This is a genomic window from Planococcus faecalis (assembly GCF_002009235.1).
In the GTDB taxonomy this organism is placed as follows: Bacteria; Bacillota; Bacilli; order Bacillales_A; family Planococcaceae; genus Planococcus; species Planococcus kocurii.
The window spans coordinates 3,041,854-3,066,525 of sequence record NZ_CP019401.1; the positions used below are offsets into that span (position 1 = coordinate 3,041,854).

Annotated in this window: 32 protein-coding genes and 1 riboswitch; of the genes, 6 read left to right on the top strand and 26 right to left on the bottom strand. The window is 40.6% G+C overall.

All coding sequences use genetic code 11. The features are described 5' to 3' along the window. Positions 1-24: 24 nt before the first annotated feature. Positions 25-1,845, bottom strand: a complete 1,821-nt coding sequence (locus tag AJGP001_RS15080) for an LTA synthase family protein (protein ID WP_078080727.1) — start codon at positions 1,843-1,845, stop codon at positions 25-27. A gap of 264 nt (positions 1,846-2,109) precedes the next feature. On the opposite strand from AJGP001_RS15080, the gene AJGP001_RS15085 reads away from it, so the two are divergent. Further along, positions 2,110-2,730: a flavodoxin family protein gene (locus AJGP001_RS15085; RefSeq protein WP_058384258.1), complete on the top strand. Its 621-nt coding sequence runs from the start codon at positions 2,110-2,112 to the stop codon at positions 2,728-2,730. Positions 2,731-2,775: 45 nt separating this feature from the next. Here AJGP001_RS15085 and AJGP001_RS15090 read toward each other — a convergent pair whose 3' ends face one another. From AJGP001_RS15090 to AJGP001_RS15110, 5 genes are all read right to left on the bottom strand, one after another. Continuing rightward, positions 2,776-3,306 (bottom strand): histidine phosphatase family protein, encoded by a 531-nt coding sequence (locus AJGP001_RS15090; RefSeq protein ID WP_078080728.1) that lies wholly within the window; start codon positions 3,304-3,306, stop codon positions 2,776-2,778. A 157-nt stretch (positions 3,307-3,463) separates the two neighbouring features. Beyond that, on the bottom strand, positions 3,464-3,928 hold the full coding sequence (ribH, locus tag AJGP001_RS15095) for a 6,7-dimethyl-8-ribityllumazine synthase (protein ID WP_078080729.1): 465 nt from the start codon (positions 3,926-3,928) through the stop codon (positions 3,464-3,466). Between the two features lie 23 nt (positions 3,929-3,951). Further along, on the bottom strand, positions 3,952-4,572 hold the full coding sequence (gene ribB, locus AJGP001_RS15100) for a 3,4-dihydroxy-2-butanone-4-phosphate synthase (protein WP_078080730.1): 621 nt from the start codon (positions 4,570-4,572) through the stop codon (positions 3,952-3,954). Between the two features lie 16 nt (positions 4,573-4,588). Next, on the bottom strand, positions 4,589-5,218 hold the full coding sequence (gene ribE, locus AJGP001_RS15105; protein WP_078080731.1) for a riboflavin synthase: 630 nt from the start codon (positions 5,216-5,218) through the stop codon (positions 4,589-4,591). After that, positions 5,219-5,500, bottom strand: coding sequence for a hypothetical protein (locus AJGP001_RS15110; protein ID WP_071154716.1), 282 nt, complete (start codon positions 5,498-5,500; stop codon positions 5,219-5,221). 62 nt (positions 5,501-5,562) lie between these two features. Then, positions 5,563-5,733: riboswitch (FMN riboswitch) on the bottom strand. 157 nt (positions 5,734-5,890) lie between these two features. On the opposite strand from AJGP001_RS15110, the gene AJGP001_RS15115 reads away from it, so the two are divergent. Next, complete coding sequence (locus AJGP001_RS15115) at positions 5,891-6,214, top strand: CHY zinc finger protein (RefSeq protein WP_078080732.1); 324 nt, start codon at positions 5,891-5,893, stop codon at positions 6,212-6,214. Positions 6,215-6,280: 66 nt separating this feature from the next. Here AJGP001_RS15115 and AJGP001_RS15120 read toward each other — a convergent pair whose 3' ends face one another. From AJGP001_RS15120 to msrA, 7 genes are all read right to left on the bottom strand, one after another. After that, a complete protein-coding gene (locus AJGP001_RS15120) occupies positions 6,281-6,769 on the bottom strand; it encodes a GNAT family N-acetyltransferase (RefSeq protein ID WP_078080733.1) in 489 nt (162 codons plus the stop codon). A gap of 112 nt (positions 6,770-6,881) precedes the next feature. Continuing rightward, a complete protein-coding gene (locus AJGP001_RS15125; protein WP_058384252.1) occupies positions 6,882-7,706 on the bottom strand; it encodes a metallophosphoesterase in 825 nt (274 codons plus the stop codon). A 61-nt stretch (positions 7,707-7,767) separates the two neighbouring features. Next, positions 7,768-8,154 (bottom strand): VOC family protein, encoded by a 387-nt coding sequence (locus AJGP001_RS15130; RefSeq protein ID WP_058384251.1) that lies wholly within the window; start codon positions 8,152-8,154, stop codon positions 7,768-7,770. A 79-nt stretch (positions 8,155-8,233) separates the two neighbouring features. Beyond that, positions 8,234-9,019, bottom strand: coding sequence for an ABC transporter permease (locus AJGP001_RS15135; RefSeq protein ID WP_058384250.1), 786 nt, complete (start codon positions 9,017-9,019; stop codon positions 8,234-8,236). Continuing rightward, positions 9,016-9,897, bottom strand: a complete 882-nt coding sequence (locus AJGP001_RS15140; protein WP_151897519.1) for an ABC transporter ATP-binding protein — start codon at positions 9,895-9,897, stop codon at positions 9,016-9,018. The genes AJGP001_RS15135 and AJGP001_RS15140 overlap by 4 nt, the downstream gene beginning before the upstream one ends. After that, the gene (locus AJGP001_RS15145) at positions 9,894-10,088 is read right to left on the bottom strand and encodes a PLD nuclease N-terminal domain-containing protein (protein ID WP_071153334.1); all 195 of its coding nucleotides are present in this window, start codon (positions 10,086-10,088) and stop codon (positions 9,894-9,896) included. Before AJGP001_RS15145 ends, AJGP001_RS15140 begins: the two co-directional genes overlap by 4 nt. Before the next feature lie 127 nt (positions 10,089-10,215). Further along, complete coding sequence (gene msrA, locus AJGP001_RS15150; protein WP_425439677.1) at positions 10,216-10,845, bottom strand: peptide-methionine (S)-S-oxide reductase MsrA; 630 nt, start codon at positions 10,843-10,845, stop codon at positions 10,216-10,218. Positions 10,846-11,025: 180 nt separating this feature from the next. On the opposite strand from msrA, the gene AJGP001_RS15155 reads away from it, so the two are divergent. Beyond that, positions 11,026-11,610, top strand: coding sequence for a protein-L-isoaspartate(D-aspartate) O-methyltransferase (locus AJGP001_RS15155; protein WP_078080735.1), 585 nt, complete (start codon positions 11,026-11,028; stop codon positions 11,608-11,610). A 201-nt stretch (positions 11,611-11,811) separates the two neighbouring features. Beyond that, positions 11,812-12,507 carry a Na-translocating system protein MpsC family protein gene (locus tag AJGP001_RS15160; protein ID WP_058384247.1) on the top strand — a complete coding sequence of 232 codons (696 nt, stop codon included), beginning with the start codon at positions 11,812-11,814 and terminating at the stop codon, positions 12,505-12,507. Positions 12,508-13,066: 559 nt separating this feature from the next. Here AJGP001_RS15160 and AJGP001_RS15170 read toward each other — a convergent pair. Both AJGP001_RS15170 and AJGP001_RS15175 read right to left on the bottom strand, forming a co-directional pair. Then, positions 13,067-14,266 carry a MalY/PatB family protein gene (locus AJGP001_RS15170; protein ID WP_071153335.1) on the bottom strand — a complete coding sequence of 400 codons (1,200 nt, stop codon included), beginning with the start codon at positions 14,264-14,266 and terminating at the stop codon, positions 13,067-13,069. A 126-nt stretch (positions 14,267-14,392) separates the two neighbouring features. Continuing rightward, positions 14,393-16,501: a type IA DNA topoisomerase gene (locus AJGP001_RS15175; RefSeq protein ID WP_078080736.1), complete on the bottom strand. Its 2,109-nt coding sequence runs from the start codon at positions 16,499-16,501 to the stop codon at positions 14,393-14,395. A 136-nt stretch (positions 16,502-16,637) separates the two neighbouring features. Between AJGP001_RS15175 and AJGP001_RS15180 the strand changes: the two genes are divergently transcribed. Further along, the gene (locus AJGP001_RS15180) at positions 16,638-17,315 is read left to right on the top strand and encodes an NAD(P)H-binding protein (RefSeq protein WP_071153336.1); all 678 of its coding nucleotides are present in this window, start codon (positions 16,638-16,640) and stop codon (positions 17,313-17,315) included. A 41-nt stretch (positions 17,316-17,356) separates the two neighbouring features. Here the strand turns inward: AJGP001_RS15180 and AJGP001_RS15185 are convergent, their stop codons facing one another. From AJGP001_RS15185 to AJGP001_RS15235, 11 genes are all read right to left on the bottom strand, one after another. Continuing rightward, on the bottom strand, positions 17,357-18,133 hold the full coding sequence (locus AJGP001_RS15185) for a sulfite exporter TauE/SafE family protein (RefSeq protein ID WP_078080737.1): 777 nt from the start codon (positions 18,131-18,133) through the stop codon (positions 17,357-17,359). Positions 18,134-18,191: 58 nt separating this feature from the next. Beyond that, complete coding sequence (locus AJGP001_RS15190; RefSeq protein WP_071153337.1) at positions 18,192-18,419, bottom strand: sulfurtransferase TusA family protein; 228 nt, start codon at positions 18,417-18,419, stop codon at positions 18,192-18,194. A 43-nt stretch (positions 18,420-18,462) separates the two neighbouring features. Then, positions 18,463-19,590: an MBL fold metallo-hydrolase gene (locus tag AJGP001_RS15195; RefSeq protein ID WP_071153338.1), complete on the bottom strand. Its 1,128-nt coding sequence runs from the start codon at positions 19,588-19,590 to the stop codon at positions 18,463-18,465. Positions 19,591-19,629: 39 nt separating this feature from the next. Further along, positions 19,630-20,187, bottom strand: a complete 558-nt coding sequence (locus AJGP001_RS15200) for a sulfurtransferase TusA family protein (protein WP_071153339.1) — start codon at positions 20,185-20,187, stop codon at positions 19,630-19,632. Between the two features lie 42 nt (positions 20,188-20,229). Continuing rightward, positions 20,230-20,526 carry a rhodanese-like domain-containing protein gene (locus AJGP001_RS15205; RefSeq protein ID WP_071153340.1) on the bottom strand — a complete coding sequence of 99 codons (297 nt, stop codon included), beginning with the start codon at positions 20,524-20,526 and terminating at the stop codon, positions 20,230-20,232. A 14-nt stretch (positions 20,527-20,540) separates the two neighbouring features. Further along, entirely contained in the window at positions 20,541-20,906 is a 366-nt protein-coding gene (locus AJGP001_RS15210; protein ID WP_071153341.1) for a rhodanese-like domain-containing protein, read from the bottom strand. A gap of 29 nt (positions 20,907-20,935) precedes the next feature. Further along, positions 20,936-21,418 (bottom strand): DsrE/DsrF/DrsH-like family protein, encoded by a 483-nt coding sequence (locus tag AJGP001_RS15215; RefSeq protein WP_049693153.1) that lies wholly within the window; start codon positions 21,416-21,418, stop codon positions 20,936-20,938. A gap of 139 nt (positions 21,419-21,557) precedes the next feature. Further along, complete coding sequence (locus AJGP001_RS15220) at positions 21,558-21,818, bottom strand: metal-sensitive transcriptional regulator (protein ID WP_049693154.1); 261 nt, start codon at positions 21,816-21,818, stop codon at positions 21,558-21,560. A 144-nt stretch (positions 21,819-21,962) separates the two neighbouring features. Next, entirely contained in the window at positions 21,963-22,346 is a 384-nt protein-coding gene (locus AJGP001_RS15225; protein ID WP_071153342.1) for a DUF302 domain-containing protein, read from the bottom strand. Positions 22,347-22,515: 169 nt separating this feature from the next. After that, positions 22,516-22,965, bottom strand: coding sequence for an OsmC family protein (locus AJGP001_RS15230; protein WP_071153343.1), 450 nt, complete (start codon positions 22,963-22,965; stop codon positions 22,516-22,518). Between the two features lie 14 nt (positions 22,966-22,979). Next, positions 22,980-23,921 (bottom strand): carbohydrate kinase family protein, encoded by a 942-nt coding sequence (locus AJGP001_RS15235; RefSeq protein ID WP_078080738.1) that lies wholly within the window; start codon positions 23,919-23,921, stop codon positions 22,980-22,982. Between the two features lie 142 nt (positions 23,922-24,063). Between AJGP001_RS15235 and AJGP001_RS15240 the strand changes: the two genes are divergently transcribed. Then, positions 24,064-24,627 carry a GNAT family N-acetyltransferase gene (locus AJGP001_RS15240; RefSeq protein WP_071153344.1) on the top strand — a complete coding sequence of 188 codons (564 nt, stop codon included), beginning with the start codon at positions 24,064-24,066 and terminating at the stop codon, positions 24,625-24,627. Positions 24,628-24,672: the final 45 nt, after the last annotated feature.

The following is a 24,672-nucleotide window of genomic DNA, read 5'->3' on the forward strand; positions in this document are numbered from 1 at the left end:
TCTTTTTCTTTTAGACGAGCGAACTTAGTCCTTCATATAGTCTGTCAGCAACGTATCCGCATAGTTCATCAAAGTTTCTGTATCTTTATGATGTTTTTTTGCATCACTATTTTTTTTACGTTCATCCATCGTTTTCAAATCGTGTAGTACACCTGGCAGTTTCGCGCCAGGCGCTTTGTACAATTGTTCAGACTGAATATAAGAACCTCCTGGCATGTAATAACGCATACCCAGTAAATTTTTTTTGTACTCAAACAGATTGTGTCCCATCACCGGGGCATTGTGTTCAATTCCGAGTAACGCTAACACAGTTGGCATAATGTCTGTCTGACCGCCCAAACGCGTCATTTCTTTTTCTTCAAACAAGTTTCCCCCAGTAAAAATAAGCGGAATAGTAAATTGATCTTTTAATGAGTAGTCATGTCCGAGAAAGTCACTCAATAACTGCTGGTCTTCTTCAGTCACTAATGTACCATGCATACCTGAATGATCACCTAGAATAACAATTAGGGATTCGTCATAAATTCCACGATTTTTTAGTTCCTGAATGAAAAAACCAATCTGTTCGTCTGCGTAACGAATTGATTGCAGGTAATTTCCAACATACATGCCTTCGTATTCAATTGGCAAAGTTAGATGCTGCATAGATGATGGCAATTCAAATGGTGTATGACTCGTAACGGTTACAATATTCGCGTAAATGCGTTCATAGGTTTCAAGCTGGCGCGGAAGTTCATCTGCAGCAAAACGAAACAGCACTTCATCCGCAGGACCAAAACCGACATTTTTGACGTTCGGGATGTCATCAATCGAGAACACCTCTTCATAACCAAGAACCGGATAAAGAACGTCACGATTCCAAAAAGTCACATCATCTGCGTGATAGGTAGCAGAACCGTAGCCCTCTTTTTTCAATGTTCGTGCAAGTGAAGGTGCTTCCTTTCCTGAAAGACTATTGGCTGTAGGAATCATTCCTTGCGGATACAAACCGGTGTTAACAATCCATTCCGCGTCAGAAGTCGTACCAGCTCCTATTTGTTGGAAAACGTTTGAAAAATAAGCACTTTCACTTAATAGGTTATTAAGATTTGGTGTGATTTCTTGGCCATTCAACGTCTTGCCAATGACGAAATTCTGTAAAGACTCTACTTGAATAACGAATAAGTTTCGTCCTTTAGCCCTTCCAAAACTTTCTTGTTCACTCACTTTCACATATTTATTGCCTTTAAGTTCCTCCAGCTTTTTTTCCGATAACTTAGTCGAAGAGGCATGAGCCGTATCGGTCGAGCGATTATACAGTTGAACTACTTGAGATTGGAGAAAGCCGTTTTCTTTTGCGAAATAGGAAACGTCAATAACTGGCTGCTCGATAGCGTAACCAATTGATATTGCTGATATGACCGCCATGCTAACAGCTATATGTTTTATCGCCGGCAATTTTACCGGTTTTCTCCAACGACGAGCAAGAAATACGAGCAAAACAGCATCAAGGAAAAACAAGAAATCCCATGGAGTTGATAGCATCGCAATGGTATTGCTGACAGAGCTAGACTGAGTCGCTTGTTGTAAATCATAGTAAGAAGGAATCGTAGAATAATAGCGCAGATAAAGTGTGACAGTGAAGAAGATGACGGAGACCAATAAGTTAAAAATCCATACTGCTTGCCACAGTTTTTTATGAGCTACCAGTAATACAACTGACAGCAAGAAAGCCCATAGTGGAAATTCAACCAAAGCAATATGCCAAAAGGATTTCGCGTCAAAAATGAGCACGCGAAAAGCACTTATTTTAATAAACAATAAGAAAAAAATGAGTATATATGGCATGACAGCTGTTTTCTTCATTTAAAACACCTCATTTCTAAAGACGATCATTTAAAGTTGAATGTTGCATATAGTTAGTTAAAAAGGGAATAGTTAAATGTACATGAAAGGCAAGACAGACTTAATGATAAGCAGGCTCTTATTTTCTACAGTTGTTCAAGAAGATATCGTGCAAATTATTTTGACGCTTACTACATAAGCGTGGACTGATTTGCTCAACACTTTATCGGAAAAACGATTGTTAACGTCATTTTTAGAACCTGACTACCTAAAGGGAGCGATACGATGCAAACATTAAAAGCACTTTTCATCAATACTTCACTAAAAAGTTCAAAGGACCCTTCTCACACAGAAGGTTTCATCAATGATGTTCAAGTTCATTACAATCAACTAGGAGTAGAATCAGAAATTGTCCGCTTGGCCGATTATGACGTTGCTTACGGTGTTCAAGAAGATATGGGTGAAGGCGATGAATGGCCTAAAGTATTTGAAAAAGTCATGGCAGCAGACATTGTCATTATCGGTACCCCCTTATGGCTCGGAGAAAAAAGTTCATTGGCTACGCAAACCATTGAACGTCTTTATGGCAGTAGCAGTGTCACCAATGATAAAGGACAATCCGTTTTCTACAATAAAGTTGGCGGTGTTGCAATTACGGGTAACGAAGACGGCGCTAAGCATGCTGCTGCATCCGTTCTTTACGCCCTTTCTCATATCGGGTTTGTCATTCCACCAAACGTTGATGCTTATTGGGTTGGTGAAGCAGGTCCTGGAGCTTCTTATATGGATGCTGGCAGAGAAAATGAGTTTACTAAAGCAGCGATTCAACGACTTGCCTACAACACTTATCATTTGGCCGGTATGCTTAAGAACAATCCAATTCCGAATGAAGGCAATACACTTTAAACCTAACCAGCCGGCAGCGAAAGCACTGCCGGTTTTTCTATGTACTTATTTCCACACGCGATGTGCAAAAAGGTGACCATCTTTTATTATCACTTTATAAATATCAGGATTAGTCAGCTTTTGCCACTCCAAAAACCCATAATCGTCGTCAATTCGTTTTAATAGTAACCCCAACAAATTGCCATGAGTTACCGCTGCAGTCATGTCATCCATCTCACTCAATGCTTCCATGGCACGGTCTGCTGCCTCTTTCCCTGATTCGCCTCCAGTGAATTTTACGCTGTCGTCATTAAAGGACTCTTCTAATTTTTTCATCCAGTCTGGCAAATCTTCAGAGCTCAGCACTCGTTCAGCCAAACGCTCATCAATTCGAATCGGTAAATCTTGTTGGTCTGCTGCCGGTTCGATCGATTGGATAGCCCGTGTAAACGGACTCGAAACAAAATGGATAATCTGTCGTTGTTGAAGAAATCTTGCTAATTCTTCTGCTTGTTTTTGCCCCATTGCAGTCAAGTCCGCGTCCGGTGCCTGTCCGGTTGCTTGGCAATGTCTAATTAAGTAAACTGTTTTTTCCATACTCATCATCCTCTTGTGATTTTCATTGGTTCGAATTCAAAACCTAGAATGTTTCGCTTGTTTATAACCATCATACACTTCCTTTACCTATCACATTCCCCAAATCTCGTCTTTTAACCTCAAAAAAACTCCTGAGCAAAAGCTCAGGAGCAAGAGATTATAATTTTTTCATAAGATTCGCCATTTCAATGGCCCCAGCTGCTGATTCCCAGCCCTTGTTTCCAGCTTTTGTTCCAGCGCGTTCAATCGCCTGTTCAATAGAATCTGTTGTTAAAACACCAAAAATAACTGGAATATCTGCATGGTCACTTGCTCTTGAAACACCTTTAGCGACTTCGCTGCAAACATAGTCAAAGTGAGGAGTAGCGCCTCTAATAACTGTCCCTAGTGTGATAATTGCATCGTACTTTCCACTTAATGCCATTTTCTTCGCCACAAGTGGAATTTCAAAAGCTCCAGGTACCCAAGCAATCGACACATCCTCTTCACTAACACCGTGGCGTTTTAACGCATCTTCTGCACCGCCCAATAATTTACTCGTAATAAACTCGTTAAAACGTCCAACCACTATTCCGATTCGTAATCCTTCGCCATTTAAATAACCTTCAAAATGTATCGTCATTTAAGTCCATCTCCTCTAGTCGATTAATAAGTTGTCCTGTTTTGCTGTTCTTGTTGGTACGTTACTAAATCTTTAATCGTCAAAATACCTAGACCGAGACGTTCTGACACTTGTAACAAATCGTTAACACGCGCCATTGTGCCATCAGCATTCATGATTTCACATATAACTCCTGCTGGAGGTGAACCTGCAAGCTTGGCTAGATCCACTGCGGCTTCAGTATGCCCGGTCCGCTCTAAGACGCCGCCATCTTTTGCGATCAAAGGAAAGATATGGCCTGGGCGCTTAAAATCAGCTGCTTGAGCATCTGATTTTGCTAAACTAGTAATTGTATGAGAACGTTCAAAAGCACTAATGCCTGTCGTTGTATCTTTATGATCTACACTGATTGTAAAGGCCGTTCCATATTCATCTGTATTATGATCTGTCATAAGACCAATTTGTAAGTTTTGAGCGATTGATTGGGCAAGTGGCACACAGATCAATCCTCTTCCTTCGGTCGCCATCAAATTGACGATTTCGGGAGATGCGAATTCTGCCAATGCGACAAAATCGCCCTCATTTTCTCGGTCTTCATCATCAATTACAATGATGGCTTTACCATTCTTTAAATCTTCGATGGCTTTTTCTACCGTGTAAAACATGTGTGTCGCGCCTCCTCTAAAATCCGTTTTCTGCTAACCAGCTTCTACTGATTTTTGGTTCTGCTGTTTGAATTCGCTCGGTATATTTGGCCAGTAAATCACATTCGATATTGACCTTTTCACCAATTCCTTTTTCTCCTAATAGCGAATCTTCTTGCGTCGTCGGAATAAGAGAAATCGTCACAGTATTATGGCTAATAGCAAAAATCGTCAAAGAAATACCGTCTACTGCGATTGATCCTTTTAGCATCATATACTTCATCAACTGAGGTTCAAGCTCGATTGTTTTCGTGATCGCATTCGCTTCTTTTTTCACAGAACGGATAACGCCAACGCCATCAATATGGCCACTAACAAAATGACCGCCGAAACGTCCGTTAGCTGGCATAGCACGTTCTAAATTTACCTGTGAACCTACCTTTAATCCAATCATCGTTGAAGATTTCACCGTTTCTGGGATCACGTCAACGGTAAAGGTACTAGAACTGAATGTTGATACAGTTAAACAAACGCCGTTAATGGAAATACTATCTCCACGTTTAACGTCTTCTAAAATAAGCGTGCAAGAAATAGTTAACTCCATTGCTTGTGGCTTAGAGCGAACTGAAGCAACATGGCCAAGTTCTTCAACAATACCTGTAAACATTTAGGCACACTCCTCCATTCTGTTCGCAAAAACGTATTCAATTGTGGTCTTACGAGTTTTCGGGCGCTTTCCACCGTGGGGCATATAGGTGGTGAGGAAAGAATATTTCAGAAGAGTTTGAATCCATAACACAATGTGCCCTGCTTCTTTATCAAGTTGGCATAGTAGACGGCCATTTTTCGTACCTTGAAGAAGCTCTTTTTCCAGTGAGGAAATGAGCAGGGTTAAAAACCGTTGATTTGTATTTCCAGAGACTACTCCCTGATAAAGGTATTTGGTCATACAAATTCCTCCTTTCAATTTAAATGCATTGAAAAGAAGAGGCACATAACGAAGCCGATTTCTACATTCTTCTCCCATCCAGACTGTAACTGTCGGTGCCGGAATTTCACCAGCTCCACCGTTTGGACGCTTCAAACATAGTGGCCTATGCTTGCCATCGTCCAACCGGGTCACGGACTTGCAGTTTCCTGCTCACCGCCGGTAAGGAATTTCACCTTGCCCCGAAGAATTAGATTCGTAGTTTCGTCTCTTTAATAGTAGCATAGAAAGAAACTGAACCCTATAAAATAAGCTAAGATTTCCGACGAACTCCAGTGACCGCTAATTCTATCAGCCTCAAACAACTGCCTAGTTTAAAACATATTACCGTTTCAGAAAGGACGAGTTACTATGTCTCATCACCACACAGTGAAAGGCGTCAGCGTAGATGCGGAAACACGTTGTGCTCATTACCATTCAGCTATCGATCGAATTGCCATCAAGTTTTTTTGCTGTCAGCAATACTTCCCCTGCTTCGAATGCCACCAAGCTATAGGCTGTGGCAACCACCAAGTTTGGCCAAAAGACCGGTTCCAAGAAAAAGCAGTGCTGTGCGGGAGCTGTGGGCATGAACTTACTATCGATGAATATTTAGCCTGTGCATCTATTTGCCCTAGCTGTACTTTGCCTTTTAATCCAGGCTGCAACTTGCATACGTATCTTTATTTCGGATAAAAAACTGGAAGCCCTAGAAACGTGATTCTTTTAAAAAATCAATAAAGCCAAGTGAGAAACGATATCTCACTTGGCTTTATTGGTGTATAAAGACATTACAAGTTGCTCTCCTTTAGAGCGCATAATTCGTCTACCTGTATCTTCGAATCCCGCTTTTTGATACAAGCGTTGTGCAGGGATGTTACGCGCATTGACGCCTAGCACCACTTGATCAAAATCTGGAAACTCCATTTCCATAAACTCTGGCAGTGCATAGATAGACCCTGTCGCAATTCCTCGCCCCTGATATTTTGGATTCACAGAAAACCCTCTCAACAATAAGGCTTTTGGGTTGTTCGAATATTTTTTACGGTCTTCCGATTCATCCAATTCGAAAAAACCGGCATCTTCTCCGCGTGCTTTAATAATAATAAAATGCTTTAACGGATCTTTAGCATCTTTTTCAATAATTTCTATAGGCAATCGTGTAAATTCCAGCTGATGTGTTGGCAAATCGTAACCGATTGATCGTTTGGAGGAGTAGCGGTGCAATGTCACTTCTCTTTTTTTAATCACGTTAAGTAGACCTCCTTGTTTGCGTTCATTATCTCAGACTATCAGGCATCTCTAGATTCAAAAAGATGGTCAGATGATTATTGAAGAAAGAAAAGCTGCGTCGACTTTTGCTTTACTCTTTCTTCAATGTCACTACGACAATTTCAGGCAGATTAAAAATACGAACGGGAAAAGTACTATTGCCAAGGCCACGGCTAACAACCATTTTCGATTGATCTTTGTCAAAGATCCCTTCCGTTACTTTCGGAAACCAGCCTTGTCCTGGAGCAACTAAACCGCCAAGGCCAGGAATTCGAATTTGTCCGCCGTGGGCATGTCCTGAAAACACTACATCTACTCCAGCTTCTGCATAAATCGGAAAATATTCAGGACGATGTGCTAGCAACAAGGTAAAATTGTCAGTCAGTTGCGCATGCTCAAGACTCCCCTGTGTAGCTTCGTCTTCGTGTATCTCAGGCTCTGTCAAAGGATCGTTAATTCCTGCAATCTGGATTGACGATTGTGCTTTTTTCCATTCAACTTGCTCATCTTCCAAAACCACGACGTCCCGTTTACGTAACGCAGCTGTTATTTCCTCAATCTTATTGGAAGCCACTTCGTGGTTTCCCGTCACGTAATACACTTTACTCATCTCCACAAGCGCATCAACTAACACCAAGCTAGCCTCCAAATCATAACGATTACTATCGATAAGATCGCCCGTCAAAAAAATGACGTCCGGATTGGCTGCCGATACCTTTTCAATCAGTGAAGATTGATCTTTTCCGAAGGTGGCATTGTGCAAGTCCGATACCTGAACAACAGTTGCTCCATCAAAAGCAACTGGCAACTCTTTAGAAGCTACCGTGTATTCCGTAGTTTGCACCCACTTGTTACTGACCCAAATGCCACTCCCCACTAGTAACACTAACAACATAAGTCCGATCATTTTTTTCATAAACTAACCTCTATTCAATTCTCATTCGAACAATTGGAGTCGGCTCCATCTTTTAATCTACTTAAATCGGTGCTACAATTTCGATTTTCAAACGATCAGGTCCCTCTAGAAAAACTGCATAACAATTTGGTCCACCTGCATAGGGATGAAGGTCTTCGTATAAAATTCGCACACCCAATTGTCTCATTTTTTCAGTCATTTCGTCTACTTGCGCACATGAAATTGCATGAAACGCCAAATGATTCAATCCGGTTTTTTTGCGATGAAAAGACGTTTGTAAGAATTCCTCTTGTGTTTGAACAAAAACAAGATAGGTAGGACCTGATTTGTAGCTGAACCCTTGTTCCCACTCCTGAAATAATACATAGCCCAGTAGTGGTAGCAGTTCGCTATAGAATGACCTAGCTTCAGTTAGATTTGAAACATTGAGTTCTACATGATGTAGCATTTGTTCCCACTCCTTTAATCCATGCTACTCGTTGTACTAAAAAACGTGCAAGTTTCTCAGTAGATTGGTGAGTGGCAACTCAAACTTTGGTCTTGGCTTTATTTTTTCGTGCTGCCACACTACCTAAAACGCTTAAAAGAAAAATACATAAAATAGCTATCCCTATAGCTCCTACGAGACTACCTCCATCGGAAGATCCCGTTAACCAAGCCGCTCCGTACTGTGGGATTTTCACCGGTGAAATCGACCAAGTCGTACCGAATAAGCTATCCGTTAATTGCAAGATCAGGTATATTGCAAATGCAACCGCCGCTGCAATTCCACCATTTGGTGAAACGGCGCTTGCTGCTAAAACAATCGTTAGAATGAGCACTACCCAAATGCTATAAGTTCCCATTAGTTGAACAAGCTTGCCAAATCCAACTTCTCCAAAAAAAAGGAATGTGTAGTAATAGCCCGCCAGAAAGCCAAGCCAGACACTAACCAAGGAAACAACAGATGCGACTGACCATTTGCTTAGAAAATAAGCTGAAAAAGAAAGTGGTCGAACATACAGCAAAGTGGCTGTCCCGCTTTTTCGTTCTCCAGCTATGCTTCCCATATAAGCTAAAATCAGTACAGCTATACCAATCGTTTGAAATTGTTCCATGACTGCTATCAATAGTTGTTCTGGCATAAGTGTTGGTAATTCTAACACTGCGCCATCTGGTAAACCGCCGGAGGACTCCAAGATTTGAGGAAGGAAATAATTGACTACAGGCTCGGTAATCCCTAAAAGAATGAAAACTGCGGGTATCCAGAAAATTTTATAATTCCGTATATTTTCCAAACACTCTTTTTGCGTTAAAATAAGAAATTGCTTCATTTGGCAGCGACCACCTTTAAAAAGATTTCTTCTAGCGAAGCCGCTTGTGATTCAACCCCTATAATGCCCTGTTGTTCAGAAGCCAGAATACGAAGAACTTGCTGCATGTTTGGATAGTTTTCATGAACAGGCAAAAACACAAAACTCTCTTTCACCTCAGATTCCCATGACTGTCTCCTAGCAAAGTCTAACGCTTGAGTCTGATTTTGAAACTGTATGCGAATGTGCGGGGCGGCATGCCGATTCTTGACTTCGCTTAGAGATCCTTGCTCAATCAAACACCCATCTTTCATAAACAACAACTGGTCAGTCATTTCTTCTGCATCATTTAAAATATGAGTAGAGTACAGAATTGTTGTGTCCTGCTGTAGTGATTTCAATAAATCCATGATTTCACGTCGCCCCGTCGGATCTAGAGCTGAAATCGGCTCATCCAATAAAAGAAGTTTCGGCTGATGGACAATAGCCTGCGCAAGGCCAAGGCGTTGTTTCATTCCCCCTGAAAAAGCGCCTGTCTTTTTATTCATTGCCGTCTCAAGTCCTACAAATTCCAAGGTGCGAGTTGCTTGCAATTTCGCTTTTCTCGCTTCAATCCCACTTATTTTCGCAGCCATTTCCACAAATTCTAACGCTGTCAACCACGGAAAAAATTGAGGATACTGAGGAAGGAAACCGATGGTCAAATTTTCAGCTAGTGTAATTGTTCCATTTGAAGGAGACAGTAAACTGGCTAACATCGACAAGGTTGTCGTTTTCCCTGCTCCATTCGGACCGATTAAAGCGGTAGCAGTGCCTTTTTCTAATACAAAAGAAAGTTTCTTCACAACCTCTTGTTGTCCGTAACGCTTTGTTAGTTTTTCCACTTCCACTATATTCAATAGTTTCTCCTCCCGATTACAAAGTAAAGAATCGGTCCTAAAATATTGACGATAACAATCAGGATTCCCCACATCCATTTCGGACCATTCGGATTGGGGTTTTTTATCAAATTGATTAAAGCAAAAATCATTAGTGCAAATTGAATTACGACAATTGGCAGTAAAGCTAACAGCAATGTTGTTTGATCCACTAGGTATCTCCTACTTTTCTCTTTTCTTTCTATTATATGGGTTAGCACTTTAATCTCCTACAGTTTCTGACAAAATCCAATCTCAGGTAAAAGCCCATCTACCATTTCAACTTCAAAAAAAGATCAGTCAACCATTTTTTTCAACGGTTCCGATACGCCACTGCGCTATGTCTTCTCGCACACTGTCTTTTGTTCCATAGCCTTTTACAAAACCGTTTAGCCGAGCAGCAAAAGTCGAGTCTGTTAATAATTCCTTTTCAGGAAAAAGTTCTGCCAGTTGCTCTAAAGCCTTTGGGTACCGTTTCAAATAATATTTTTGGTGGCGTTCTTCAGCTAACGTAAATTCACCAAAAGGTGCAAGTTCCGTTTCAATTGGCTCACGGAGTTGTGTTTCCATTTCTTTTCGAATGTTTTCAATCGTTTTGCGCTGCTGCTCTGTATGGTAATGGACTAAAGAAATATATTGTCTCCCTTTATAATTATCGCGATTTGGGTAATGATTTTGCCAGAATTCTCGAAGGATAGCTTCATAGCTGATGACTCGTGGATCAAAACTGATATGAACTGTTTCCGTGTGATCGCCCATTTGCCGGTACGTAGGCGTTGGTGTTGTTCCGCCAGTAAAACCCACACAGGTTCGGACCACTCCTGGCATGCTACCAAAGCGTGCTTCCGGTCCCCAAAAGCAGCCCATCCCAAAAGTAGCAAGTTCCAATCTCTGATCATTTTGATGAATACCTTCTTCAATTGACCTCATAACCATTTGTTGAAAACCCATACGAATCGCCCTCTCTTTTTCTGGATAAATTCCAGTCTACTTCCTATACAGCTTGCTCGTTTTTCATTAAACTCAATGTAACAAGACTGTTCAGAAAATGCATGACTCAGCTATCGCTTTGTTTACTAAAAACACAATACGAGAAAGGGGGTGAACGTGATGAGCGAACGAAGAAAAGAAATCATCACCTATTTCAGACAAATGGATCGCAGCTTTTTCATGGATACCAACAAAGACCTTGCTACATTTGACTATGCCTTGCCTATTGGATTTGAACAAACAATCTCACAACCATCGCTCGTGCTCGAAATGACACTGGCACTTGACCTTGAACCCAGCCAAAAAGTATTGGAGCTTGGAACTGGATCGGGTTTTCAAACCGCGCTACTTGCTACTTTCTCCAAAACTGTATACACAATCGAAAGAATTGAGGAGTTGCATCATCGTTCAAAAGACCGGTTAGCCCAATTAGGTCTTGATAATATTCACTTTAACTTAGGGGATGGCAGCGCGGGCTGGAAAGAGCATGCTCCCTTTGATCGGATAATGGTTACCGCTGCAGCTACTGAAGTTCCGAAAGAACTACTTGAACAACTAAATCATGGAGGGAAAATGGTGATTCCAGTAGGAAGTTCTGCTAGCCAAGAACTTCAACTGATTGAAAAAGATGCTGAAGGCAAAATTCACAGCACGCTTTTAAACCACGTGCTATTTGTTCCACTAAAAGGAAAATATGAAATGTGATCTTCTATTAAACTAATAACCTTATATATTTCTGCGTATGTAACTCTTTTTTATTCGATGCAATCGTTTTGTACACGACAACGCAATTGCCGTATAATAAAGCACACTAGACAGACTACTCTTTTTCCATCTACTTTTAATTAGATGGATGAAAGAAAGATTGTCGTTTATATTGCTACAGCTAAAAAAGGAGACTACGTCATGCCTACCGAAAAAACAATTCATACTGAAGTTGGCAGCTACATTTCCACTTTATTGCGTAATCATTTCGGAAAAGGTCCTACTTCAGTATTCGTAACCGTCAAGCCGCCCTTTATCACGATCCACCTGCGTGGATTTTTATCTCCTCCTGAAAAAATTCTACTGAACCAACAAGAACATCGCAGAGTATTAGAAACACGTGATCTTTTGATGAATCAACTGGCTGTAGATATAAAAGTGGATTTATGGCAAATTGGTGCATTGGATATTGAAGATGTCTACGCAGATTGGAATTTAGATGATCAGACGGGAATGATTCTTGCTGTCATGACCGATAAATCGCCAGCAGCCGACTTTGAGTGGGATTCAGCTGTTCAAGTGGAAAGTGTTCTCGAGGAAGTGGAGGAAGCTAGTCGAAAAGCACAAAAAACTCCTGAAAAAACGGATTTGTACTGGCTCAACAACCGCACATTATTGATCGAGCGTACCGGAATTTTTGTCGAAATTGAAAAAGAACTCATTCGTGGAGGATTTACTGAAGAATTGAAGTTAGTTAAGCGTCCTTTAGAACGGCGCTTACTGTTACAAACTCGGATTGAAGCCATTTTGAAGCAACCTATTTCAGAAGTGTTTCTTGATTGGAACTTCACCACTGATAAAGGCTATACTTTGTTATTACTAGAACCTGCCAAATAACAACTTCCAACTTATGAAACCATAGACAAATTCAGGTAATCTGGACTTGTCTATGGTTTTTTGTCTGGCTTATTCATAAATACGGCCTTTCTAGCTACTAATGCTTTGAGCTTGCTGGCAATATTTACACATTTCGTATAAATCTTTATTCTTCAGCTGCTGAACATATTCGACTTGGTCAGTAAATTCCCTTTTTTCTACAGGTGTCTCCACAAAATCGCACCGATCTCCAGCAAACTGTCGTTGGTGAATCTTCTTTTTCTTATGATCTACAAAGTAATAAATGATGACCACTTCCTTTCTTTTTCAGAAACTAGAAAAGCCGAAAAGAATTGCCTTTGTTTCAAGGCATTCTTTTCGGCTTTTACTTCAGCTCTATTGTCTGAACTATTTAACCAAGATATAAAGATAGCGATAACATGAAAAAAGCATCGTTGCTAGTTGAAACTACATCTTAGATTAACACGCTCTTATTTCTCAAGTACCCTCATCATACTAAATATCGTGTTAAAGATAAAGAAATCAGCACCCACTTATGATTTACTACGGGGTTGCCTCGTTATCTTTTTCCAGAAATGTCTTCAAATTCTTTTGCTATTCTTTCCAAAGCTTCCTCTATCAGTGGGCGCGGAGAAGGGGTACAAATCCGTTGATAGAACTCTCCTTCTTCACCAAACATACTGCCATCTTCAAGTAGGACGTTGGCTTTATTGTATATGCGATCATGAATTTCTTCAGCTGTTATGCCGTAACCACTAAAATCTAACCACATAATATAGGTTCCTTCAGGAATAGCTACTTTTACTTCAGGCATGCGCTCAGCCAAAAACTCTTTGACATACGTCATTGTGCCATCGACATAGTCAGTCAGCTGATCCAACCAGTCTTCTCCTTCGTTATAAACCGCAATCAAAGCTGCAATCGCAAAGGGAGATGCCAATTGCATACCCATTTCAGTAGCGAATTGAGTACGAAGCTCTTCGTCAGAGATAATGACGTTGGTGCAATGCAACCCAGCCACATTGAAGGTTTTGTTAATTGCTGTGCACGTAATAATGTGGTCAGCATGGTCAGCCGCTTTCACCATAGGAATAAACTCATTGCCGCGACGCAATAGATCTCCATGGATTTCATCGGCTACGATTAAGACATTATTGTCATGACAAATCGCTGCCATTTTATTCAACTCTTCGTTATTGAAAACTCGACCTGTTGGATTATGCGGATTGCATAAAATGAACATTGTCGTATGGTCAGCCTTTGCTTTCGCTTCAAAATCCTCGAAGTCAATCGAATAATAACCTTCTTCATCTACGTGTAGTGCGTTATTGATGACTTTCCGGCCATTCCCTTCAATTACAGAAGTAAACGGCGGATAAACAGGACGCTGAATGATGATGCCATCTTCTCGTTTAGTAAATGCTTTTACCGCAATGTTCAGCGCATGAACTGTTCCTGGACTGTAAACGATGTGTTCTTTTTCCACTCTCCAGTCATGCCGTTTTTGTAACCACGATTGAATCGCACCGAAATACTCATCCGGAAAAACAGAATAGCCATAAATTCGGTGGTCCACTGTTTTGTGCAAAGCATCTACTAAAGGTTGTGGAACAGGTAAGTCCATATCGGCGGTAAACAACGGAATGGTATGTTCATCGTATCTCTTTGTTAATCCGAATTGCTTAATCAACTCTTCTCCGTCCCACTTTAAAGAGTAGGTGCCTCTTCTATTAATGATTTCATCAAAATTATATTTCATATGAAACTTCCTTTCCTGCTGATGTCTGGCTTTTTCTTTAGTATTCATTATTAGATAAAGCGCTAATTCATTGCAACCAATCGAACTTTCCGATTACGATACGAGTTGAATTAACGAAACAGGTTTTCAAAACTCCATTTTCAACTTACCTTCTTCTAATACCAACTTAGCGTTAAATTTCTTACCGTTTTTTGAAACAAACCCTTTAATAACTGGCGTCTTGCCTCTCGTGCACAAGTATTCAATTTGTTTAGCAGTTAACCGCTTTTTCAAGAACGTTGCGGGAAATGATTGCTTGCAACCAGTAGCGTATTCGGTACAATTGTACGAACCTCTTCGCGATACAATCATGCCAGTCTTGCATCTTGGACAAAGAGCAATCTCATCTTTGGCATCAGGTGTTGCTAGCTGTTCAGGCAATCCGTTTTTCAACATTTGTCCCGGCACTTCGTCTAGTAGCTTTTGGATAAACTTGCCGATGGTTGCCAGGAACACTTCCGCTGAGCCTTCACCTTTACCGATTTTCTTCAGATAAGTTTCCCATTTAGCGGTCATTGATGGACTCGACAATAAATTCCCTTCAATGGATTGACAAAGAATACGACCTTTTCCAGTAATCGAAACAATATTTTTGGTGACTGAGATGTATTCATGCCGTTTGATTGTTTCAATGATGCCACTTCTCGTTGCTTCTGTCCCAAGTCCTTCAATTTCCTTTAAAATTTCAGTATCCCCTACATCTTCTACAAACTTCCCACACGTTTTCATCATGGCGATTAGCTGTCCTTCAGTGTACGGCTTTGGTGGTGTTGTCATGCTTTCTTTTATATCGACTTTACTTTTAACTCGCTCCTGCTCACGTAATTCAGGAAGAGACGATTCTTCTTTCGTTTCTTTGGCAGAAGGAAATAGCTCTTTCCACCCTTTTTCAAGCTCTGTTTTTCCGGTGGTGAAAAACGCCAGCCCTTTAACATCTGTTGTCACCTTGGTTTCGGCATAGCGATAATCTTTGTGGAACATTGCCAACGTCGTCCGCAATACTTCCTCATATAAGTTGCGCTGGTCTGTTGCCAGTCCCGCTAATTTCCGGGCAGTCGGGATGGTTTTTGTCGGGATGATGGCATAATGCTCCTGAACTTTGGAACTGTCTACAAATCGCTTTTTCGGCGCTTTGGAAGCAATCGGAAATGGCGCTTCAATCAATTGCTGATATTTTTCGACTTGGCCTGCCAAATAACTAAATTCACCCGGTGTAATATGCTGGGTATCGGTTCTTGGATAACTGACAAGTTTTTTTTCGTACAGCCCCTGCATAACAGACAGAACTTTAGCAGGACTGTATTTCCATTTCCGATTAGCCACTGCTTGCAAAGTTGATAAAGAGTGCAACTGGGGCGGTGGCGTACGTTTTTCTGTAGTTTTTACTTGTGTGACAACGCCTTCTTCTTTTGCAGCAACAGCATGTTTGGCCAATAGTTCTTCTGCTTCTCTTCTCTCCTTCGCTCTTAGTTTCACTTTACCTTTATAGCGTCCTTTTTCCGCATCAAATAGACCTTCAATTTCATAAAAAGGCTCTGGTACAAATGCTTCAATTTCTTTTTCACGCTGATAAATCAGAAAAACAGTAGGCGTTTGCACGCGTCCAATCGCAAACACTTCGCGTATGCCTTTTTCTTGAAGCAATAAGGAGTACAAACGAGAGCCGTTCATGCCGACCAACCAATCGCTAATTTGACGCGCTTTCGCTTCTTGGTACAACAACAGATCTTGCCGATTATCGCGCAGTTCTTGAAAACCTTTTCTAACTTCATCAGCTTCTAGTGAATTAATCCACAATCGTTGAATCTTTTTACCTTTAGCTCCCGTATGGTAATAGATACTATAAAATATATTGGATCCTTCCCGGTCAACATCACAAGCATTGATGACCGTATCGGTTTGAAAAATCAATTTTTTTATAATGGCAAATTGCTGCGCCTTACCTCTTGCTACTTGAAACTGGTAGGTGTCTGGCAAAATCGGCAGTGCAGCCAGTGACCATTTCCCCCATTTCGGATTATAAGCTTTTGGTTCTTTTAATTCGACGAGGTGTCCGATGCCCCACGTGATATAGGCACCTTGTGGGAAAATCGCATCCGGTGTAATTTCAATAAAGCCGTCACGTTTCGTAGTTTTGAACGCTTCCGCGTAGGCCTTGGCCTGACTTGGTTTTTCAGCGACTATCACTGGTTTCATGCGCTTCTTCCTCTCCGTTCATTCTTAATCTCATTGTACTCTTTTAGCCAAAGATTCAAAGCAAAAAGACAATTCTCTATATATTGGGGTATAGTAGGTTCTAAGCGAAAACACATAGACAAAGGAGTCGTTTACGATGAACAATAAAACTGCTTTACTAGCAGGAGCCAGCGGACTGGTTGGCAATGAATTGCTCCATATCCTTTTAAACAGCTCACACTACAGCCAGGTAAGAATTTTGGTGCGCCATCCAATCGAACTAATACATGAAAAACTTGAACAGATTATTACCGATTTCAACAAACTGGATGACTATGCCGACTATTTTACTGTCGACGATGTTTATTGTTGTCTCGGTACGACAATCAAAAAAGCCGGATCACAAGAGGCATTCAAAAAAGTTGATTATGACTATCCCCTCAAAATGGCTGAATTGGCAAAGTCTCATCAAGTAAAAAACTTTTTGGTTATTACCGCATTAGGAGCCGACTCCAACTCAAAAGTTTTTTACAGTCGCACTAAAGGACAGCTACAGCTGAATTTGAAGAAAACGGGCTTGACTGCCTTGCATATATTCCAACCTTCTCTATTGCTTGGAGAACGTCAAGAATTTCGTTTAGGTGAAAAAGCTGCTACTCTTCTAAGCCCTGTCATTAGCAAAGTACTAAAAGGCAAAATGAAAAAATACAAACCTGTTGAAGCGAAAGACGTAGCAGTCACTATGTATGAAGTGGCCCAGATTGAACGTACCGGTAACTACACCTACCCATCCGATCGAATCGAAATCATAAGTGCTCAAAGCACTGAAAAATAGAAAAAGCGGATGCCTTTTGAAAAGGCGTCCGCTTTTTTGTATTATAGAATATCTGACCAAATTTTAATGGCTGTACCTAAAATCAATAAAGCCAAAATCCATTGGAGATACTTCGTATTCATCTTTTGTCCGAGCTTAGCTCCAAGTGGTGCTGCGAGTATACTTGCCACAATCATCACAGCCGCCGGACCGTATAAAACCTGATCTGTGACAATTTTACCGATTGTCGCACCAATCGATGACAAGAACGTAATGGCAAGCGATGTTGCAATGGTCATCCGTGTTGGTATTTTCAATACAATTAACATAATGGGTACTAAAATAAAAGCACCTGCTGCTCCTACAATTCCGGCAGCAATTCCGACAGCAAAGGCTAATCCTGCAGCTAGCCATTTGTTAAATGTCACTTGATCAAGCGGAATGTCATCGACGCCTTTTTTTGGCATGAACATCATTACGACAGCAATCGTCGCGAGTATAGCGTAGACAATATTAATCGCTTGCTCTGATAGTAGAGTAGAGCCAAAGCCACCGATAAAACTACCGATGAGAATGGCACCCCCCATATAAGCAATTAGGGTTTTATTTAAATAACCGCTACCACGATATGCCCATACCCCAGCGATGGTCGCAAAAAATACCTGTATGGCACTGATCCCTGACACTTCGTGAGCACTAAAAGCCGTATACCCTAGCATTACTGGTATATAGAGTAACATGGGATACTTGATAATCGAGCCACCGATTCCTACCATTCCGGAAATAAAGGAACCTACAAAGCCGATGATAAATATAACAACGATAAAATCTATGCTCATTTAAATCACCTTTCTAATAGGGAAAAGGGTATCGTAACGATACCCTTTGATCCACCTCTTAGCCTTTCTTGATCCAGAATTTAAAGACGTCGCCTTCTACTTGAGATTCCATTAATTCATGTCCACCTGACTTTGCCCATGCAGCTAAATCTGCTTGTGCACCTTTATCAGTAGCCAAAATTTCAAGAACTTCTCCACTTGCCATATCTTTCATTTCTTTTCTTGTTTTTACGATTGGCATTGGGCATGCTAATCCTTTCGCGTCTAATACTTTAGTTGATTTCATCAGTATCTCTCCTTTAAGTTGTTTGCAATTTTTTTGTTTTTACTTAACGTACTGCGCAGCGATTCGGTCCAATTTCCATTTCACGCTGTATTTCTTCATCTGGTATGATTTGACCCATATTTGTTTTGCGAATATCTTGATATGCATTTGGCTGTGGTGGTAAGTTTTTCGTAACCATATCACGGAATTCTTGTTCGTCCGAAATATTCAATCCGTGGTTTTCTTTAAATAAGTCGCCAAGTTTTTTAGCCACACTACCGTCTTCATTTAATTCATCAATAATCATGAAATGAGCTGGAAGAACAATAAGTTCGTTTGCTAGATCCTGATAACGTGAGTAAAGAGATTCTCTCAAATCCCCTACCCAGTCCTCAGCAAGACCTGCAAGATCTGGTCGTCCAATTGAATCGATAAACAAAATATCGCCAGTCATCAAATATTTTTTGTCTACAATAAACGAAGTAGAGCCGATTGTGTGACCTGGTGAGTAAAGTGCTTCAATTTCGAGTTGCGAGCTTCCAATTGCCACTTCTAGACCATTTTCTAAAGCCGCATAGTCAAACACGACTCCTTCTGCATCTTTTGCTGGCAAGTAATACGTTGCACCTGTTGCTTCTGCAATCGCTCGGCCCCCAGAAATATGATCAGCGTGCAAATGCGTATCGAAAACATGCTTGATTGTTGCGCCTTTTTCTTGCGCGAAGTCCAAGAAAATCGTTGCCATGCGAGTTGCATCAATTACAGCGGCTTCTCCTTCAGAAATGACCATGTAAGAAAGACATCCCTTGCCTAGACGAACAAATTGATACAATTCGCCGCCGTTGCTCAAATCTCCGACTTTTACAAGTTCCAGGTGTTCACTCCAGGCTTTCATACCGCCTTCAAGATACGCTGCAGAAACGCCTTCTTCTGACAGCATTTCTGCTACCATAACCGAAGATCCTTCTTTGGCACACACTACTAAGATATCTCTATCTGTTGGCAATTCTGAAACCACTTCTTCGACGCCGTCCAACAAATCAAAATAAGGGATATTCAAATACTGGATATTGCCACCTTCGATTTTCCAATCTGCAAAGGCATCGCCATTTCGTACATCTAAGATAAATAATGGCTGATTATTTACTACTTTTTTTGCTACTTCACTTGCTTTCATTGCTGTTACCGTCATGCGAAATTACCTCCAGGGGTATATTTTTAGTTAAAATTTTTATACAGTTTTCCCTGTCCAGTCTCTCATGCCAGGTACTACGTTATATAGGCTATTAAAACCACTCTTAGTCATCATATCTCCTGCAATACCACTTCTTCTACCTGAATGGCAAATAATGTAGATAGCCTCTTCTTTTGTTAGTTCGTCCATTCGTGCTTCTACTTCCCCTAATGCGATATGAATTGCTCCAGGAATATGAGCTTCTTCGAATTCATCTTTTTCGCGAACATCCAAAATCGTTATCGCTTCATCGTTTTCAACTTTCCGAGTGAAATCTGCCAATGAAATTTCAGGTATTGTAATGGTTTCTTCAGGAGCTCCTGCACCATCTTTTCGGAGGAAATGACGTAACACATCGCCTTCAATTTCAGTCCCGATGTACTGATGTCCAGAACTTTTTGCCCATGCTTGAAAATCAGCCGTGGAACCTTTATCTGTTGCTTGAATTTCAAGTACTTTACCTGAATCCATATTTTTCATCGTTTTTTTTGCTTTGACGATTGGCATCGGACATGCTAATCCTTTTGCATCTAATGTTAAATCTGTTTGTACCATTAAATTTCCTCCTTGAAATTCTGCCAGTTCTTCAGCAGACAATTAGTTTGTTTCGCCGTTCCAATCCAACATTCCGCCGTTCATGTTTGTAACGTTATAGCCTTGATCTTCAAGAAAACGAGTAGCTTGTCCACTACGTCCGCCAGATCGGCAAACCATGATATATTCTGAAGATTTGTCTAGTTCACTCATGCGGAATTCCAATAACCCCAACGGAATATGAATAGCGCCAGGAATTTTCCCTGCTGCAACTTCGTCTGTTTCTCGAACATCGATTAAGTAAATCGCTTGGTTACTTTCTATTATTTTTTGAACTTCTTCGGTTGTCATTGTTTTCATTGTGAATTTCTCCTTTATTTGCGGTAACTGCTCATGCCGCCTCTAATATTTGTTATCGCAGTAAACCCATTTTTCTTCAATAATTGACTAGCTTTGCTGCTGCGCATTCCGCTTTGGCAAATAACCAGTACTTCTTTTTCTTTTGATAGTTCAATCATGCGCTTTGGCAACTCATTTAATGGGATGTTTTTAAAGCCTTTAATATGATTCCCTTTAAATTCTCCTGGAGTTCGCACGTCAATATACTGTTTATCTTTCTTGCCAAGCTGTATTTTCATTTCTTCTGTAGAAATCGTTTGAACTCCTTTAGTAGGTGTTGTGAATCGATAAACTAACCAAAGGACAGCTGCTCCAACTAAAAGCCATGTAATCCAGTCCATTTTTCATCTTCCCCTCATATTCAATTTGATTAGATGAATAAGTTAACGTTTCCGTCTTCTGCATCTCCAAGATAAGCTGCAACACCTGCGTATTCAATTCCATCGAGCAATTCTTCTTGTTGTAACCCCAGAAGATCCATTGTCATCGTACAGGCGATCATTTTCACGTCTTGCTCTGCTGCCATTTCAATTAGTTGTGGTAAAGATAATGCATTGTGTTTTTTCATAACTTGTTTAATCATCTTAGGTCCCATTCCACCAAACTGCATATTTGATAAACCGAGTTTATCTGCACCTCTTGGCATCATTTTACCGAACATGGCTTCTAGACGACCTTTTTTCAAAGCTGGTGGATTTTCTTTTCGTAATGCATTCAATCCCCAAAATGTGTGAAAAATTGTTACTTCGTGATCATATGCTGCAGCACCGTTAGCAATGATATAAGCTGCCATCGCCTTATCATAATCACCGCTGAATAATACGATCGTCGTTTTCTTTTGCTCTTGTGCCATTGTATTGCCTCCATTTTTAAATTACCCATAGGGGTATATTTTTTCTCCAAAAAAAATAACGTTTTATAGTGACGCCGCACTCTCTTGATACCCTACAGGGTATGTTAAAGCAACTCTCTGTGAATGTCAAACAAAATTTTTATCTACTTTTCACTAGTAAGTCAACAGCTTCTTTTACCATATTCTCTGTGCTTTCGCCCTTCTCTATGCTTTCACGTACGCACGTTTCAAGGTTATCGCTAACAATAACGCCGATAGCACGGTCTACTGCACTTCTTACTGCTGAAAGTTGCATAACGACATCTCTACACTCTCCGTCGTTTTCTACCATTCTAATAACACCTCGAAGCTGACCTTCTATTCTTTTCAATCGATTTTCAACAAGTTTGTCGTATTTCATATTATTGATGCCTCCTATTAATAAACGAAAGGATTCTTGCTTACCTTTATAATATACCCCTAAGGGTATGTTGTCAATAGATGAGCTTACAACAACAATCACGTTAAACTTCGGGGATTTCCCTCTATAAAAGCGTCTGACTTTTTATGCAGACTGGTCGATGCACTTGATCAAACGTTCTTCAATATCCTCAGCAATCGACTTGACGGTTGGATCTTCAACCATACCAATCAAAGCAGTAGGCTTCGGCATTCCAATTTTCACACCATCACGTTCTTTATACACTACGATTTTACACGGTAAGAAATAGCCGATCATTAAGTTTTCCGATAACACTCGATTCGCTTCTTTTGGATTACAAACCTCTAGAATTCTATAAGGCGTATCGAAATCTTCCCCTTTTTCTTGAAGTTTGGCAGTTAAATCAAAATTCCAAAGAACACCAAATTTCTCCGCCTTTAAGTTTTCCTCTAAAGCTTCAACCGCTTCGTTTACTGTTTTTAATGTATCTACTGTGTAATTAAACATGTGTTAGTTCCTCCTTTTGTTTTTCGCTCTATCAGTACCCTACCCGGTATAAATCCACCTAAACATTGCACTGTCAGGATTTTCTCAAAAAAATAATAGACGAAGAAAAAGAAAACCTTTTTCTTCGTCTATTATTTTAAAGGCTTCCGGAGCATGCCTATACTGAATCTCAGTTTTCTTTTCTTATATCCGCTTGCAATTCAACTTCCACATTGCCTTTAATCGCACGTGTAATCATGCAAGAGCTTTCAGCTTTTTCTGCCAGTTTCTGAACTAATGCTAAATCCTTGTCAGAAGCAATCGCTTTTAAAACCACTTGTGGTTTGTGAATAATGCGCTTGTACGTAACTACGCCTTTTTCGACTTCTACAATACCTTCTGATTCCATCGTTAAAGATGATTTTTCTACCTTACTGCGTTCCATCATAGCGGCAAGTGTAATAATGTAACAAGTAGCTGCGGCACCCAACAACATTTCATCAGGATTTGTGCCGATTCCGGGGCCATCCATTTCTGGTGGAATCGATATCTGAGTTTTTAAACCGCCTACTTCAATATCTCCTACGTCGTTGCGTAGACCCGGCCAATCTGCTTTTAAATGAAAACTATGCAAAGTCATAAAGTTTCTCCTTCTTAATCCTTATTTTTCTCAATCTCTTCAATACGCGGCATTGCTGTTAACGCACCTGTTTTTGTCGTACAAAGTGCGCCCATTTTATTACCAAAGTCAGCACAGCGAATCACTTCCTGATGTGTTTTAGGCAATCCAAACAAATGGATGTATCTAAGAATACCAGCCATGAAGGCGTCACCCGCTCCTGTTGTGTCTACCGGTTGCACAGGAATAACCGGTACGTGAAAGGTTTGATCTTTACAAACGGTATACGTGCCATTTTCACCATCTGTAACAAAAACCAACGGAATATGATTATGGGATAATTGGGTAATCCCATCTTCCATTCGTTCCGTTTCCATTAAAAAGGAAAGTTCTTCTGTCGTTAGTTTAACAATATCTGCCGATGAAAGAAAATTCAATATGGTTTTGCGGCAAAGGTCTTCGCTTTCCCAGCGCAATGGTCGAATATTGACGTCATATGAACAAAGGACATCATACTCCTTTGCTAGTTCTAATGCCTTTTGAGTAGTGGCTCTTGCTTTAGGATGAAAAAGAGTTCCTGAACAGAAATGGAATACACTAGCATTTTCAAAAGCTTTTGGTTTTAGTTTATCGCTCGCTACTTGAAGATCAGGAGTTTTGTTAACATATGCTGAGAACACACGATCAAATTCAGGCGTCAAATGAATGTAAACACCACTCACCCTCTTTTCCGGTACCTTGATGGCATAAGTTAAATCTACGCCCTCCTTCAGTAATTCGTTTCGCACAAAAGCAGAAGTCTCGTCGTCTCCTGTAATTGTAATAAATCCTGACGGCACACCTAAACGGCTAACGCCTGCAGCCACATTCACGGTAGCTCCACCAAGATGACGTTCGAAAGTATCATTCGCAGCATTGGTCGCTATATAATCTACAAATGTATCTCCGTATGTCAGCACATGTTTCGTATTTACCATCCGTAGACCCCCTTCGTGTTAATAAACAGATTCATTGATATACTATATGTTGAACTACTTCTCTATAGCGCAGCTTTTATACTTCTACGATCTATTATTTCAGTCTAAGCAGGTTTTAATCAAGTAACAGGAGGCATACTACATGAATATTATTATACGACAAGCGCAACCCGATGACGCAAAAAAAGTCGCACCACTCATTATCAATGCGATTGGAGACATCGCAAATCATATGACTGCACAAAAAGAACCAGCAGCGGTACTTGAAAAAGTAGAGGATATGATTCGTGGAGAAAATACACGTCATAGCTACCGTTATACATACGTTGCATTAGTAGGTGGCAATATTGCTGGCACTTTGGTGCTTTATCACGGCAATCAAGCTGAAGCACTAGATCGCCACTTGGCTGATCAACTGAAAAAACAAGGACACAATCGTTCAATTGAGCCAGAAGCTCATACCGACGAGTGGTATATCGACACTGTTTCAGTCGATCCTTCCTATCAAGGCCAAGGAATTGGCTCAAAACTTTTCCAATTTGCGGAGGAACTGGTTTCTTCTCAAGGAGGAGGCAAACTTTCGTTAAACGTTGATATTGATAAAGACGGGGCGATTCGTCTTTACAAACGGCTAGGCTATTCTATTGCCGAACCTTGGACTATTATTGGTGAGCCTTTTCATCATATGGTCAAAGAGATTTCTTGAGCATTTAACTTTTCGTTTGCTTGTGTTCTTCATTTCTTCTCATAT